12 protein-coding genes are annotated in these 15,296 nt (G+C 49.2%); all 12 read right to left on the bottom strand.

Features of this window, described 5'->3' with window-relative positions:
- Window positions 1–585: 585 nt before the first annotated feature.
- The 12 genes from SH528x_RS29570 to SH528x_RS29515 all read right to left on the bottom strand — a co-directional run bounded on the left by SH528x_RS29570 (window position 586) and on the right by SH528x_RS29515 (window position 15,235).
- The gene (locus SH528x_RS29570; protein WP_442507030.1) at window positions 586–1,509 is read right to left on the bottom strand and encodes an NAD-dependent epimerase/dehydratase family protein; all 924 of its coding nucleotides are present in this window, start codon (window positions 1,507–1,509) and stop codon (window positions 586–588) included.
- Complete coding sequence (locus tag SH528x_RS29565; protein WP_442507029.1) at window positions 1,502–2,242, bottom strand: sugar phosphate nucleotidyltransferase; 741 nt, start codon at window positions 2,240–2,242, stop codon at window positions 1,502–1,504. The genes SH528x_RS29570 and SH528x_RS29565 overlap by 8 nt, the downstream gene beginning before the upstream one ends.
- Before the next feature lie 36 nt (window positions 2,243–2,278).
- The gene (locus tag SH528x_RS29560) at window positions 2,279–3,268 is read right to left on the bottom strand and encodes an SDR family NAD(P)-dependent oxidoreductase (RefSeq protein WP_442507028.1); all 990 of its coding nucleotides are present in this window, start codon (window positions 3,266–3,268) and stop codon (window positions 2,279–2,281) included.
- A 67-nt stretch (window positions 3,269–3,335) separates the two neighbouring features.
- Window positions 3,336–4,559 (bottom strand): glycosyltransferase, encoded by a 1,224-nt coding sequence (locus SH528x_RS29555; RefSeq protein WP_442507027.1) that lies wholly within the window; start codon window positions 4,557–4,559, stop codon window positions 3,336–3,338.
- A gap of 908 nt (window positions 4,560–5,467) precedes the next feature.
- Window positions 5,468–6,901: a hypothetical protein gene (locus tag SH528x_RS29550; protein WP_442507026.1), complete on the bottom strand. Its 1,434-nt coding sequence runs from the start codon at window positions 6,899–6,901 to the stop codon at window positions 5,468–5,470.
- A 99-nt stretch (window positions 6,902–7,000) separates the two neighbouring features.
- Window positions 7,001–8,107: a glycosyltransferase gene (locus SH528x_RS29545; protein WP_442507025.1), complete on the bottom strand. Its 1,107-nt coding sequence runs from the start codon at window positions 8,105–8,107 to the stop codon at window positions 7,001–7,003.
- Window position 8,108: 1 nt separating this feature from the next.
- The gene (locus tag SH528x_RS29540; RefSeq protein WP_442507024.1) at window positions 8,109–9,176 is read right to left on the bottom strand and encodes a CgeB family protein; all 1,068 of its coding nucleotides are present in this window, start codon (window positions 9,174–9,176) and stop codon (window positions 8,109–8,111) included.
- 48 nt (window positions 9,177–9,224) lie between these two features.
- Window positions 9,225–10,118 carry an alpha-1,2-fucosyltransferase gene (locus SH528x_RS29535; protein ID WP_442507023.1) on the bottom strand — a complete coding sequence of 298 codons (894 nt, stop codon included), beginning with the start codon at window positions 10,116–10,118 and terminating at the stop codon, window positions 9,225–9,227.
- Between the two features lie 693 nt (window positions 10,119–10,811).
- The gene (locus SH528x_RS29530) at window positions 10,812–11,447 is read right to left on the bottom strand and encodes a hypothetical protein (RefSeq protein WP_442507022.1); all 636 of its coding nucleotides are present in this window, start codon (window positions 11,445–11,447) and stop codon (window positions 10,812–10,814) included.
- Window positions 11,448–12,032: 585 nt separating this feature from the next.
- Window positions 12,033–12,689, bottom strand: a complete 657-nt coding sequence (locus tag SH528x_RS29525; protein ID WP_442512202.1) for an FkbM family methyltransferase — start codon at window positions 12,687–12,689, stop codon at window positions 12,033–12,035.
- A 76-nt stretch (window positions 12,690–12,765) separates the two neighbouring features.
- On the bottom strand, window positions 12,766–14,082 hold the full coding sequence (locus tag SH528x_RS29520) for a lipopolysaccharide biosynthesis protein (RefSeq protein ID WP_442507021.1): 1,317 nt from the start codon (window positions 14,080–14,082) through the stop codon (window positions 12,766–12,768).
- 94 nt (window positions 14,083–14,176) lie between these two features.
- The gene (locus SH528x_RS29515; protein ID WP_442507020.1) at window positions 14,177–15,235 is read right to left on the bottom strand and encodes an NAD-dependent epimerase/dehydratase family protein; all 1,059 of its coding nucleotides are present in this window, start codon (window positions 15,233–15,235) and stop codon (window positions 14,177–14,179) included.
- Window positions 15,236–15,296 lie beyond the last annotated feature (61 nt).

Raw genomic sequence — 15,296 nt, 5'->3', positions numbered from 1 at the left:
ACTCCAATGCGGCATCAGGCGAAACATAGAGCTTCCTTCGCCCACAATTTGCCGGAAGTCGTCGTTTAAAGACCTTCAGGCGACTAAATTTTTCGACGAATGTTCGGATCAAGTTTCTTCCTGTTTGCTTCGACTAGAGAAAATGTACCAAGGCAGCAGAATCTCACGGGACAATTGCTATTTTGCGTATTCTAGCGAGTAATACAACCAAGCTTGCATCGTGCGAATTCTTCTTCGCTTAGATTTAGCGGACAGTCGCTGCCAACCACGTCATCATAAATCTTCTCTGAATCTTCAAAAAAGTGCTTGGCTTGCGATTGCAAAGAAGCTCGTGAAGCAAAAGAGCTGTTGCACCCTCACGCTGTACAAGAATCATTAGAGAAGAGAGAGACCAACGAACATAATTTAAAGCAGTTTCTGAAAACGGCCTTATCGACTTTCGGTTTTAGCCGAAAAGGCGAGTCACGGTTCACGATCGACGAATCCCAGTGCTTAAAAACTTCGTGAGCTTGAGTCGCTTATTCAATGCGCCGCGAGGTTGCCTTAGCTCGCTTATGGGAAATAGGCTGCCGCCATTTTTCCGACTTACGTTGTTTCCCATGCGTCATGCAGTGAGTCAGCCCATGTAAACTGAGGAACCCAAGTAAGCTGATTCATCGCAAGCGATGGGTCTGCGGTTTGAAAGGGCACGCCGCCAGAGCATGATGCATCATCTGCACTAAAGGTGACTTTCGTAAGACCTGAGATATCAATCAGTGTCTTGACAATCTCATGGCCACTATGGCTATCACCCGACCCAACATGGTAGACCTGGCCACTGCTCCCCGCCCTCAAAGCCAATGACGCGACCGTTGCAACGTCGCGAACGTCAACGTAGTCGCGACGAGTATCCAGTTTTCCAAACGGTAGGTTTACTGTCCCGGCTGAAGGCTGAATTTTTTTTAGTAGCCTTATGCAACGCCCGGGAAGCAAAGATTCGGGCATGGCAGGCCCGAGCAAGTTAAATACCCGTAAGCAAACGATGTGCTTCCCCCGTTGAGCATGAACATTGGCCAAAGACGATTGAGCAAGCTTGGTGACTCCATATGCATCTACTGGTCGACACGCTATTTGCTCATTCAATGGTCGATCGGTTTCACTCGCTCTACCTAATTCGGAAGCAGAGCCAATGCAAACGATTCTTGCGTTTGGCGAAATCTGCTCTGCACCCACCAGCAGATTTTCAAACCCTTTGACATTGACGTTTAGCAGCTCTGCGAGAGTGCCTTTACGCGCACTTGCCAGGTGAATGATTCCAGTGGGATTCAACTCACTCAGTACTCCCCGGATGTCCTCAGGGCAAAGCAGGTCCATTGCAAGGTGTAAGTTGAGCGGACCAGCAGGTCGTTTAATGGGCGCCGATCGCGAAACACCACAGAGAGTTGCGTTCGGGTAGTCGCGGCGAAGCTGAGCTGCGACCCATGGACCAACGTACCCGCTGCATCCCGTTATCAGGATTCGCTCAGTCACAGGTTCCTCGTGGTTTTACAAACACATCGGGGGCATTGGAATATTGCTCATTAGCTAGTGCGTAGTCGTCTGGATTGCCAATGTCGAGCCATTGTCCGTCGAAGTCGTAACAGTGGACGCGTTCTCCATTCGTCATTAACAACTCCATCAGGTTCGGAAGGTCCAGGTATGCATTCGGTTTGATAAATTCCTGGATTCTATTGTTGAATACGTACAAGCCCATGCTGACACGGTAGTGGAGAGTCGGTTTCTCTGTGTATCCAGTGAGATCGCCGTTGTCAGCAACTTCTAACACTCCAAGCGAGATGGGGACGGTCTTCAGGCAAGTTGCGATGGTCGCAATCGCGCCGGAGCTTTGATGTGAACGCCAAATGTCTTCGTAATCAATGTCCGCAAGGATATCCCCATTCATAACCAGAAAGTTCTCAGGCAAGGAGTCAATCAATCCCAGCGGACCAGCGGTACCTAGAGCCTCTTTTTCAACGGAGTAGCCGATGTCAACGTCCCACTTTGTGCCGTCACCAAAATAGGCTCGTATCAGCTCGGCTAGGTGATTCACCGCGAATGTCAGCTTCCCAAAGCCACTCGCTTGCAACTGTCGGACAATGACCTCCAAAATCGGATGCTCCCCAATCGGAACCAAAGGCTTAGGAAACACGGTAGTGTAGGGGCGGAGACGGGTCCCCTTTCCACCTGCCAAAATGACTGCATGTCGGGCGAGTTGCGAATTCATATGCTCTTTAGTTCCCGCTGAGATTTCGATAATTTATTAGATAACATAACCGGAGTCCTTAAATAGCTGGGGATGACGGTCAATGAATTCAATGACGGCTGAAAGCCCGTCATTCAAGCTGACCGCAGGTTTCCATCCTGTCAATTCGGTGAGTTTATCCGAGTCGGCAATTAATGCCATCACCTCGCTTTGCTCAGGACGAATCCTTTCTGTTTCGGTAAGCAGCTCCGCCCCGGGAGCAATCTTGTCAATTAGCATTTGTGCCAATTCGCCGATGGTTATGCCTCGGCCATTGCCCGCGTTGCAGGCTTGCCCAATCGTGGCCTCACTACCCGCAACGGCAAGAAAAGCGGCGACTGTATCTGAAACAAACGTGAAATCACGCACTGGCGTCAGGCTCCCAAGCCGTACTTTTCCATCACGCTTCAGTTGCGAAATAATTGTCGGAATCACCGCCCTCGCCGATTGCCTTGGCCCAAATGCATTGAAGGGACGAAGGGTCGAAACTGGCAGGCCGAATGAACAGTAATAGCTCTCAGCTAACTTGTCCGCCGCGATCTTGGATGCGGAATAAGGTGACTGGCCTTGCAACGGGTGCACTTCATCAATCGGTGTGTACTGCGCAGTTCCATAAGTCTCGGACGTGGATGTATGCACCAATCGCGGCGTACCGCAAGTCCGAACCGCCTCCAGAACATTCAGGGTACCGTGGATATTGGTTTCCAGGTAAGCAGCGGGCGCGACGTAAGAATACGGTATCGCGATTAACGCGGCCAAGTGAAAAACGCAATCACAACCCTCTACAACCTCACGCACCGAGAACGGATCCGCGATATCTATCGCATGAACCTCCATTGAACTTCTAATGTCCGCGGGAGCGAAAGCCAGATTGCCCAGGTCGTTTCGCGAATTGTAGTGCACGACTGCGCGTACGTTCGCCCCCTCACGAACGAGTTGTTCTGCAAGGTGGCTGCCAATAAAGCCGCCAGCCCCGGTAACTAAAACCTTCTTACCACTCAAATGCATAATCAATGCTCCAAAACATGCTGAAAATCATCTCAAACTCTGACGCCTGGGATCGAAAGGGGGAATGCTAGTCGAAATGAAGACACTTCGGTGCTGGACCAGATTTGGTCATCCAGCTGTAAACGGCTTCCAATTGTTGACAGACGACCTGCCAGTCGAATCGCTCCCGGACAAACTTAATAGCACAAGCACCCATCTCACGATGCTCTTCGGTCGACATCGACAACATGTGCTCTAGCCCATCTTGAATGCCTTGCTGCGAGGATGGTGTCTCCACCGCTCCACCAGCTCGGGCTGCGTCGGGAAACCCACACCCCTGAGTCAACAGCACCGGAGTTTGAAACGAAAATGCTTCCATCGGTGCCATTGCAAACGCCTCACTATGAGAAGGAAGAACGCAAAAGTCAGCTTGACGAAACCAAGCTTCCTTGACATCTGTGGAGACATAGCCTGTGAAAAAGATATTTGAACAAGATTCTAGGTCTGCCAAACATTCGAGTTCTTCCTGGTATTCTTTTGCGCCAGCCCCGGCGATCACAAGTTGCCAATCATCAGACGGCTTCAGCGCGTTCCATGCGCGGATCAATCGATCAATTCCTTTAATCGGATGCAATCTACCCAAATAAAGACAAGTACGCCGTTGCCGCAAAGCATCAGGAATCAGCGAATCAATCGCGGGCATTCGATGAAGATCTGGAATGGTAATCCCGTTGCCAATAACACAGATGGGGCTCTTGATTCCATACTGGCGCAGCGTCTGGTATTCGATGTCAGTGCTTGCTTGATAGCAGCTGACGTTGTTTAGAACCGGCCTCATGAACAACCACCTTGCGAGCATCTTTCTCCAGGGCCGAATCTTCAGAGCAACCTGATTAAAATTTCCATGCGTTGTTATCATGAATGGCTTGTCATGTTCGATACACCAATCCGCCACCACCCTGTGCGTGTGAAGCCAAACGCTTTGTAGGCTGGCCAGGTCCCAATGTTCATCACCGCGGATCAGCCATTTTCGCATCTCGGGGGCATAGTGAAGCGAAAAAGGACCTGATCGTCGGAAAGCAAGACATTCGCCTGCCCAACCCGCGACAGCGCGAGGCTGACCTTTTGCGGCTGTACCTAGCACCGAAACACGATGACCACGACTCGATAGTGAATCAACAGTTTGCTTGAGAGACAAGTACGTTCCGCCTTGGTCGGTATACATACATCCCGTGCTGAACAAAACAGAGCGTGCTTGGGGTAAGCGAACCGCATTGGCGGTCGACTGCACCTGTGTTTTTTCAGTGGTCATGGATCGCATTTTTCTGAATCGATAACGTTCACTAGATCAGACTGTAAAGAGATCGAGGCCAGTTGAATGGCTTCGCCGCATTGTAGAACAATGCATTAATCACGCATCTTAAGGACGCAAACTTCACAACTTACTCCAACAGCACTGAGAAGCCAGAAGGTCTATGAATTCACTGTACAACATTGTCGCGACTGGAGCCAAAGTACAAAGCGAATCATAGCTTTTTCGCAAAGACAATCGATCCGTTGCTTAACGCGCTGGGCGACCATCGCCGGTACATTATGCCAAGCCAATATGCTATCCACGAGAGTCCAAGATAACCGAGATCACTTCGATGCCTCTCAGGCACAGTGATCAACAATGTGCTTTTTAAAAGTTCGCCTAATTTTCCGGACGAAATTGCATCTGTAGAGCGTTGAGAAGATGCCTTACTCCTGCCGTTCAATCTGCACCCTCTCGATTACCGCGGCATGAATTCAACTGGGGACGAGCCAAGTAGCTGTGCCTACATTTCAAAACGCATTCCGAGTTCAAGCACAAAAGAACCCGCGGGGACGCAAGACGCGTCAATAAACAACTGATCTGGGTACTCCATGTGTTCAAGCACATTGTGACTCACGATATACGCCCATTCCCTTGTTTTCAACCGGCCAGCGAGCCAACACTCGTTTATTCGAACTGGTCCAGCAGCGAGTTGATGGAGGCATCGACATCAATCCCCATGACTCGCTGGGCCTAGCCTTGACGTTCATCGATGTGACCCCCGGTCGCATCAGATATCCAGGACAACGGATTCTTTACTGATCACGCTCTTCATTCGGGCGTATAATGCTATGTCACTGTCCACGCGTGTAAACCCAGTGAATCGACTCTTCCGATAATTTTTTTCATCAGACTCGCCAGCCTGACTATTCATACGACGGATTTACGCGACGCTTTGAAAACCAGTCGACTAATAAACAAAGCAACACGATTTCAATCACTCGAACCAACCCCTGGATGCCATATGTTAGCTGCACAAACATGACTGGGATATTGACGAAATATGCCCACTTGTAGATCGCCCCGACTGTCGGCTTTGCCAAGTTCCTGTCAAAGAACAAGAAAATCGCGGAGATCGTGACCATAAAGGCAATCATAACCCAGGCTCCGCCATTCCAATACGCATTGGCAATCACTAGAAAACCTCCTTGCGACCGGTAGTAGTCGTTGATTTTCCAGTTGTCGTTTCGAGGTCGTTTGCCAAATATTGGCTCAAGAAAACTGGGCAAAGCCTGAGGGACCAGGTTTACAAATGTTGATCCTTTTAGGGAAATGTTACGATCGATTAGCTCAATCGTACTCAGCAAGTGAAATGTTGACATACCAAGCATCGATATATCCTCGACCTTGAATTGATCGCGGTCGCTGGCACGTCTATCGCTAATCTCGAAGGTGAAGGAGTTCACGATTTCCTCCCGAACAAGGCTAATCGTTGGTCGTGAATGCAGCCTGGAACGGAGATGCGGCCAAGTATCGAACATCAAGTACGCAGCAAGAAGAAAGACAATGCACCAGTGCACGCTATTCCTTTTCTTGAGCCAAAGATATATCTCGATCGAGGCGCACATTAACAGAACCACGAAATAGAATCCCCGGCTACCAGTGACAAGGACTGTTAGAGTGGCGACGCAAATGACGCTCAGCCTGCTGAAAAGCAATTGAGGCGACGACCTCCCTACCGCGATCACTCGCCAGTGAATGCTGGCGAAGGCAAGAAACGCCATGCTGATTGGTATTTTGAAAATATCTGCATGCGGGACCCAGCAACTTCTAAGATTTTCTGGATATCGTTGCTGCACCACGCTTGTGTTCGTAACAAGAACGATCAGGGAAAAAGCTAATGATAACGCGAGTAAACCAGTTGCTTGCGAGGGACTGATCCGAACGAGTCGTCCAATCATCCGTTCGATAACGTCGACCGGGCTCTCTTTCAGAAGTGAACGGGATGACGGCCCAATCGTTAGCCAAGTAACAAAGATGGAGACCAATGCGTAGAGGCAGAGAAGAACGGCCGTTTCAAGGTTTTTTTCAGTAAATACAGAGAAATCAAAATAACTTGATCGAATGACGTTGTCCCGCTCTGTGTAGCAATAGGTGACTACGCCGAACATCAGCACATGAAACGTGAATAAGACGCCTGTGTAAAATTGCGAGCTAGCGAGAATGCACATCCCAAGAACCGTTCCGGTTGCGATTACGCCACCCGATGCCAAGAGCAGAAGATCCGGCGCAATGGACAGCGCACCGATTGCCAGGATCAGTGTTGCGACGAAAACGATAGAAAGCGATTTAATGTTCATAATCAGTCAAACGTTTTCCTCTTCAAACGCCTGTCTATTCAACGCTCTTCGGTCTTGATCGATTTGTAGACGCTTTAGTGAGCGTCCAGCTAGCTATCGTCAATGAAAAAGTGAATCCAGTATTTTCTGCGCCCTTGATAGAGGCCATTTTTGCGCAGTTGCGAGGGCCCGTTGCCCCATCTTACGGATCAAAGACTTCTCCATCAGTAGTTCTGCGATTTGTGATGCAAGCTGTTGTACATCACCTGCACGATGGATTCGTCCGTTGAAACCATCATCGATTCGGTCCAGAGCAGCGCAGGTTACGCTGGAACCTAGAACTGGCAAACCAGCCGCCATTGCCTCGATGACCGCAACACCATACGGCTCCAGCACAGGTGATGGGTGGATCAACACATCGGCAGAAGCCAGCTCTTCAAGCAGTCGTGAAGGATCGAGCCATCCGAGAAACTTGACCCCTTCGGCCAACCCTAGCTCTGAGGCCAACGAGCGAAGTTGTTGTTCGTCTGGTCCCGCGCCAGCGATTCGGTACTCGAAGGATTGATTACTCAATGTTGCTGCTTGAGCGAGGGCCCGAATTGCAACGTCATGTCCTTTACGAGAATTCTTGATGATACCAGAGGAAAGAAAAACGACCGGTTTGCGGTCGGCCTCTGAGGACACATTCCCACATATGCTCGCGTCATACAGATCAAGATCAAGCCAATAGGGGAAATTTACCAGCTTTGATTGCGAGACGCCCATTTTTCTAAGTGCCTGGAGTGCGGGCTTCCCGGTTCCCATTACATATTTCGCATGTCCAAATGCCCATCTCAAAAACCGGCCTCGAAGCCACTGCTTGGCGCCCCTCCGTTCACGCTTCAGGTCGGGAGTGTCCGTCCAAAGAATGTATGTTGCACGTCGAAGCCCAATAATCAGCATCAGTGCCCAAGCCGTCGGGTGACTCCACCCTGCAATAACAAAGCACCGACGCCTGTGGTCGAGCGTTCGATGCAATCCCAAGCCCAAGAGGCTCCAGTCCATACCTGCGTGCAATTGATAAACGCGATGGTTATAACCACCAGTGAGCTGTGATTTCCACGGATGTGAATCGACCGCGGCGACTTGATAATGGACGGACAGGTCGATGTCAGGCATTTCCGCGATCGCACGGAACAGCTGTGCGTTGTATGGCGAAGGTGAATGACATAGCCAGTGTAATTCCATGTTAGTTACCGTCACATAATGAGCGACTTATGCGTCGAACACATTGGTGAAACTGTCTTGCCCGGTCGACCACTGAATGACCACCTGCGTGGACACGGCGATGTCCTGCTTCTGCAATGCGATCCACTGTCTGCGGATTAGCCTTCAGCCAAAGTGCTTTTTCAACCAGTTCCTCAACGCTTGAAAAAAAGACCGCTTCCTCATCCTCGCGAAAAAGCTCTTGCAGGTCTGCAGTTCGCTCGCTGAGGAGTAGGGACCCACAGGCCGGAATTTCGAAACACCTGCGTGTGTAAGTGTCTCGGTTGAGACGTGAGAGAAAGCAAAGACACATCTGAGCACCACAAAGCGATTTTATGTATTCCTCGCCATTGGCTTGCCGGACGGGACTGAAGTAGTCCGCGTAATCGCCTAAAACACTGGGACTCCATTTTTTTCCACCGAAGAGACGAACTTTTAAACCAGCCCTAACCAATGCCTTAAGGTAATCCTCCCTACCATCTGGTTCGTAGTGCCCAGTGAAAACCACGTCGCATTCGAAATTCAATCGGTCTTCTTCGGACAACTGAATGGGGTGATCTTTTTCAGGAATGAAATAAGGTAGCATCACATCAGCTCGCTTCGCGCCGAGCGATAGGCCTTCAGCAATGTTTATTTTTCGATAAAACAATGCCAGATCCACTAAGGGCAAACTTTTGATATACCTTCGCCACAACATTCGATGATGCCACATAGCGTTGCTATTATTGAATGGATCGTCGTTGTTGTAGGAGACAATTGTCGTCTGGCATTTTTCACGAATAAAGCGGTAAGTTGATGGAAGGATCGTTGTCCCGCGCCATACCAGCACGATCTCGGGCATGCTAGTTACAACTGCAGACTTCAATTCCGCATTCGCGAGGAAAGTGCATGGACCGGAGATGGAATATTTCCACTCGGCCTTGCCCAGAATTCCCCGGAAGAACGGCTCGAAGCTGAAACTCTCCGCAGAGTATCCACATTGATTCCAAGCACGAACAAAGGCTTCTTCGTATATGGGGAACGAGAAAGCACCTACGACTAGCAACTTCACGTTGATGCGTCCGCTTGCAGATTAAGCATTAGTCTGGTTGTCCTACAGCTAGAACGTACTCCAGTTTACTGGCAGACAATCGGTGTTCTTGAAGTTGTCTGCAGCGAAAATTATCTGATCGTTTGGCTCATGAATTTTGCCACTAAGCCAAGCGCCCCACCAGTAGTAGGAGCTATTGGTAATAACGTGGTGCTTGCATCTGCTGAGTAGCCACAGGCGTTCTGTGGTACCGTTGTATCCATCATCGTGAGTGACGAAGACCGTCCTCTTCGGTAAACGCAAATCCGAGAGAAGTGGAGATCTATGTGTGCAGAAAACATAAAAACAAGCGTTTGGAACCCTAGCTAAGATCGCATCAATAACCTGATTGATATCGTCGACAGACTTAATTCTCCTATCTCTCGAGTGGATTGCTGGATCCAAACTCTCTTCGTACAAACGCACGCCCAAAGCAACAGACTCTGATTGCGACATTCTGTCCGCGAGTTGCAAAAACTTAGGGTCGCTTGGCTCCGGTGGAGCCAGTTCTTTTGCGATAGAGGCTTCTAGGTCCGCAAAATACTTGTAACTCTGCCAATAACCGGTTATCCACGAGGTGCCGCAAATTCGATGGCCAGTGACATCGTCCAAATACTCAGACTTGGTTTCGGTAATGAAATGCCCATACAGCTTTGACTGAAAGAGACTAACCGGTCGTCTGAAAAACTTCTGGTCCAACCTGTACAGCCAAGTAGGGAGTTGCTCCCAACGGCTCGCTTCTCGGGCGCCAATCGAGAATGCACCCAACTCATATTCCCGACGGTACTGCCGGTCTCGTACAAAACCGGACCAGGTATCCAATACTAATTCAGCCGCGTTTCGCTGAGCGACTGCTCGGCATGTCGCGTACTGAAACATTTGGTTTCCAAGTCCGCCATTCAATTGAACTATTAGCTTCTTCATGGACTTATTTTTGTCACTTCGCTTTGGTTAGTCAGTATAAGTATCAATAGCACGTTCACCCTTCGTGATTTTAAAATAGGGCCATCAAACAAGATTGGTCGCACCCCGTGCGAAGTCTTAAAGCTATCGTAACACAGGGGCTTGGGAGTCAATATAGATTTCCTGCACCGGAAACCGCTATTGTTTTACGTCCAATGCCCATCAAAGATCTCAACTAAACCGCATTACTGAAACGTCCCAAATGTTGCTCCAGCGTTTCGAAGGTATGGGATGGATCACCAACTCCGCAAACGAACGCTTCGATTCCAGAAGCGACACGTCCGGAATGAACGTTGCCCGCCACGACACTAATTCGCGGTTCTGGCAGAATCAAGCACGCCTTGTGGATGTGGGTGCTTTCGGCACCTTGCCGAAAGCCCACGCCTGCGGCGCCCGTCAACGCTAAAAATCCTCTGATTCATATCGTCACTACCAGCAAGACAAGCCCTGCTGAGACAACGTTAGAATGTTGTTGCATGCAATCCGTTAAAACAGTTAAAACAGTTAAAACGTTCAATGGTTTACACCGAACAGGCTACATTAACGACGACCTGTTTCAACGCTACACTCACTATCCCAAACCATTGGATGGCGCCATTCATAATTGGGCTGTCCAACACTCATGAATACCAACCACCCTAACTTCGATTGATGTCAATTTTGCGGTGTGAGTCGTATTATGTCTGCAGACACTTCGCACGTATAGTCGGATCGCTCTCGTACGCTGCAAATGAGTTCATCAAGATGAGGATATCCCGCAGTGCCATTAAAACAACGTGCATCGTCGATAAGGACTACATGGTCCCTGATTCTTGATTCAAGAATCGCGTCTAACTCGGCACTGATCGGCGTTTCTACGTCCGCACACGCGGTGATGCCGCCGCTCCAATGCCCATCTAGCCAGAACAGGCACGGCGTTTCGATCTGATCCACAAGATTCGGCAACAGGACACCGCTATCACCATGTAGGATCTCTGCATTGGGGTAAGAGGCAAAGCGTTTGTTGGCTTTCTCGAAGAACACATCCGAGAGTTCAATACTTGTGCACGAGTGTCTCTTGTTCCTCGCTATAAACGCAAGCGTATCGCCCAGATGTGTCCCTGTTTCTATGAATCTGGTCAAGCCAAACTTCCGCATGTATGCGTTGAGAACCATACGTTTAATTGGTGGTGGCGCTATACCGGAACAACCACCCCTTATCCAGTTTGTAATTCCGGGCATTCGCCGTCCGAAATCCAATGCTGGAAACAGATTCCAGTGAAACAACTGGTGCTTTAATTGTTCTTTCATATCACTTCTTTGTTTTTAACACATCGTCCTAGGACCGTCATCCGTATCAAACTAACAGTCGAATAGGTAACTAAGGCGACAACAACTCTATATACACGTGCGATAGACTTTCCTGCGATGAGCAATGCGGCAAGGCTTTGATGAGGCTAACAATTCGATCGAAATAAGTTATCGATCGAGTTCAACATACCGACAAAACTCGAAACCGCGTGAAGCAGGTTTAGTCGCCCAATACCAATGTCGCATTTCTTGGATTTTCGATGGCGCGTCCGTTCGCATTCTAAATCACTTTATTGCCGCGAACGCCCACAAAACCCATCATCAATCTTTGTTCTGCATATCTCTATTTATATACCTGGTAATTCATCTACGGCTAACGAAGATCTGGCATCGTCTAGATCCTATGCATTTGTCTTTGGTGTAAAGCAAACATTCGCTCGGTGTCGACAGATCTCAAGAGCCGTGACCAACGTGCTGAGAAATCAATTGTGAGGGCCAGCGTCTTTGTGACCGACGTACAGTTCGATAAGCAGTTGCACCAATTTACGGTTTGCACCGAACAAGTTGCCTTAACGTCGGCCCACTCTATCGCCGTACCCACTTTTCCCACACCATCGAATAACTCCATTCACAATCATGTGTTGATTGGAGTGTTGTTGTGATCCTACTTCGTCGCTCGTCCCAACCCTCCGGTTGTCGATGGAACTGAATTAAAAGACTCTTGATCCGATCAAGACCACCTTGCTCGCACAGTCGCTCGAGGACCTCGTACTCCCCGCCCTCAATGTTTAGCTTCAAGCATGCGATGCTTTGCTCATTTAGGCTGCCCAAATACTCATGAACATCCACTACCGAAACTTCGATTGCATTGACTCGTTCGCTTTGAATGAACTCAGAGGAACTGTTAGACAACAGACTGAACTCCGTCGTTCGAGTGGAACCACCGAGTGCAGCACGATGGACGTTAACCATGTCATTTTTAGCAAACATTCGATTTAGGCACTCCACATGTGATGGTATCGGTTCGAATATTTCACTCCGGCATCCGTAGCGTGCAATCATTCCACTTGTCCACTCACCTTCAAAGCCACCTGCGTCCACTACCAAATCATTTGTCGATACCGGCAAATCATACAGTAGTTCATTCCCACCATCTCGATTAAAATCCCCAAACGGACCTGGAAGTCGAATCAAGTTTTTCTTTTGACGACTTTTGATCTGCCGGGCCAACCATTCACCCATTCCCATGTATTTACACCTTTCTAAGTGGTCGTTGCGTCACCAACTGAATTTGTCTGCGTGTGCTATCTGCAGAGAATCAGATCGACGCTGAAGTACGAACCGATTGCTTTGCCAAGACCGACATCCATATCAAACTAACAATCGAAAAAATAAGTAAGGAAGCTACGACTCCTTGAATACCCGCGATCGTCGCTCCTGCGAGGTTTAGCGCGATCGCCATGAGAGATGTCATAATCTTCGCCCTCGTCATGTCAGCTGATCGCATCTCGCTCATAAGCTTCAACGCCAGCATTTGACTTGTTGAATACAAGCCTCCCGCTAGTACAACCCAGGGAAGCATATATGAAATTTCACGGTACTCCGCAGCGGCCAAAATACGAAACAAAAATTCGTGAAAAACGAATGTCGCGACAAAGATAAACAATGTCACAGTTGTCGCCAGGACGGCCAATTTCCAACCGAGTCGATGAACATCACTATTTCTCACCGCGTCACTTGCATCGCCGGATCGTTCATAAAGGATCGGCCCGAAGAACGCCATCGATAGCCCCGTGATGACTAAAATTGGACCAAAACCAAGCTGGTATAACAGTGCATATTTTCCGACGTCTCCAGATGCGCCAAAGAATTCCAGTGCCCAGCGATCCGATACCTGTTGTCCCCAAGTGAAGATACCCCAAGTAGCAAACGGCAGCGAGTATGTCGCCATTTGACGTGTCCATGAAGGACCGACAGTCTCGACTGGGTGGCTCGACGGGATCGTCCGGCGTAAGAGCCTTAGTTGCGAAAGCGTTACAATTAGCGAGACGAAAGAGTAGGCAAGGATAACATTCGTGCTGGAAATGCCAATGAATTTTGCGACCACAACAACTGACAGTATCTTTAGCCAAGCTTCAGCCCCATTGTGGAAGGCAACGATCGATCGCTGGCGAGCGGCATTCTGAAGCCCGTTGAGGGAGCTATAGCACCCCTGGAAAACCGATAGCACGAGGGCAGCAAGAACGATCGCGATCAGGTGCGAAAATCCTGAAATCCATAGCCCGGCGACCAGAATAACACCTATTAGTCCAACCACCGCCGTTGCGCACTTTAGCAAATTAGCGACTCCACCCAGGTAGCCACCCAAATCTTGTTGCTCCGACGCAATTGAATAATACCGCGCTACTCCAGGGATCACCCCCGACATCACAACTTGGTTGATCAATGCTGCTACGGTGAGACCAAGTGCCAGTGTACCGTACTCGGTTGGATCCATTCGCTCGGTCAGAACTCTCACCAATGTCAACAACCCGGTGAATGAGGCTATTTGGCCGATTAGAATCCAGCTACTTTCTTTCAGGTACGGACGGATTCGAGCCTGAATGTTCGACAGACGCCTGAGCCGTGCTTTCATCCGTGATTTGCAACCGTTTGGAATTCCAACGTACCAACGCTATGAGGTTCGGTTGAATCAAATGCCACGTTGAGTTGAAACTTAGTGACTAAGCTCAAGACTGACTTGCTCTTGATTGCCAAGCTCTGATAATCTGTTGGATTGTTTCCTCAAGCGTGATTTGGATATCCCAGCTGGGGTAGTGATCTTTCATCTTTCGCAAGTCGCTGTAATAACAGATATGGTCCCCAACCCTGTTCTCATCCACATAAACAAAGTCCATCGCTTGCCCACTGAATCGTTCGGCGATTTGGAATGCTTCAAGAATCGAGCAGCTGTTCACCTTGCCACCACCGATGTTGTAGACCTCGCCTTGGCGGGGTGACTCGATGAACGCAAAGATGAATTTTGCTACGTCCTCGCTGTGAATATTGTCGCGAACCTGCTTGCCTTGATAGCCAAAGATCTTGTACTGACGCGACTCAAGATTGCACTTCACGAGATAGCTAAGGAAACCGTGTAGCTCGACACCTGAATGGTTCGGACCAGTAAGACAACCACCTCGCAAACAGCACGTTGGCATACCGAAGTACCGCCCGTACTCTTGCACCATCACATCGGCCGCAACTTTTGATGCACCAAAAAGTGAATGCTTGGACTGATCGATCGAAAACGTCTCGGGGATCCCGTGGGCGTAGGCGTCGTCGTCATAATCCCAACGTGTTTCCAATTCCTTTAGCTTGATCTGATTTGGGCGATCTCCGTAGACCTTGTTAGTGGACATGTGCACGAACGGCGTCTCAGGGCAAGTCTTTCGTGTTGCTTCGAGAAGGTTCAGTGTTCCAACCGCGTTTGTATCAAAATCATCAAAAGGTATATCGGCGGCACGATCATGGCTCGGCTGCGCAGCAGCGTGTACAATTGCATCCGGCTTGACATTACGCATAAGTTCGAGAACGCCATCACGATTACGAATGTCTAACTCGTGATGTCTGAAGTTGCAGATTTGATCGACGAGCCTTTTCTGATTCCACCGCGTGTCTCCCTGAGGACCAAAGAAAACCGCACGCTGATTATTGTCGAGGCCATGTATTTCCCAGCCCTGAGCGGCAAAGTAAGTGCAAACTTCAGAACCAATTAAGCCAGAGGATCCGCTAACAAGTAATTTTTTCATGATGAAATTCTCTTCAAGTGTTCAGTACACATTCGCGGACAATGGACACCCTCAATTGGTT

The organism is Novipirellula methanifontis, from assembly GCF_052161655.1.
GTDB lineage: Bacteria > Planctomycetota > Planctomycetia > Pirellulales > Pirellulaceae > Novipirellula.
The sequence above is the reverse complement of the archived record's forward strand: the minus strand, read 5'-3'. Positions and strand labels throughout refer to the sequence as shown.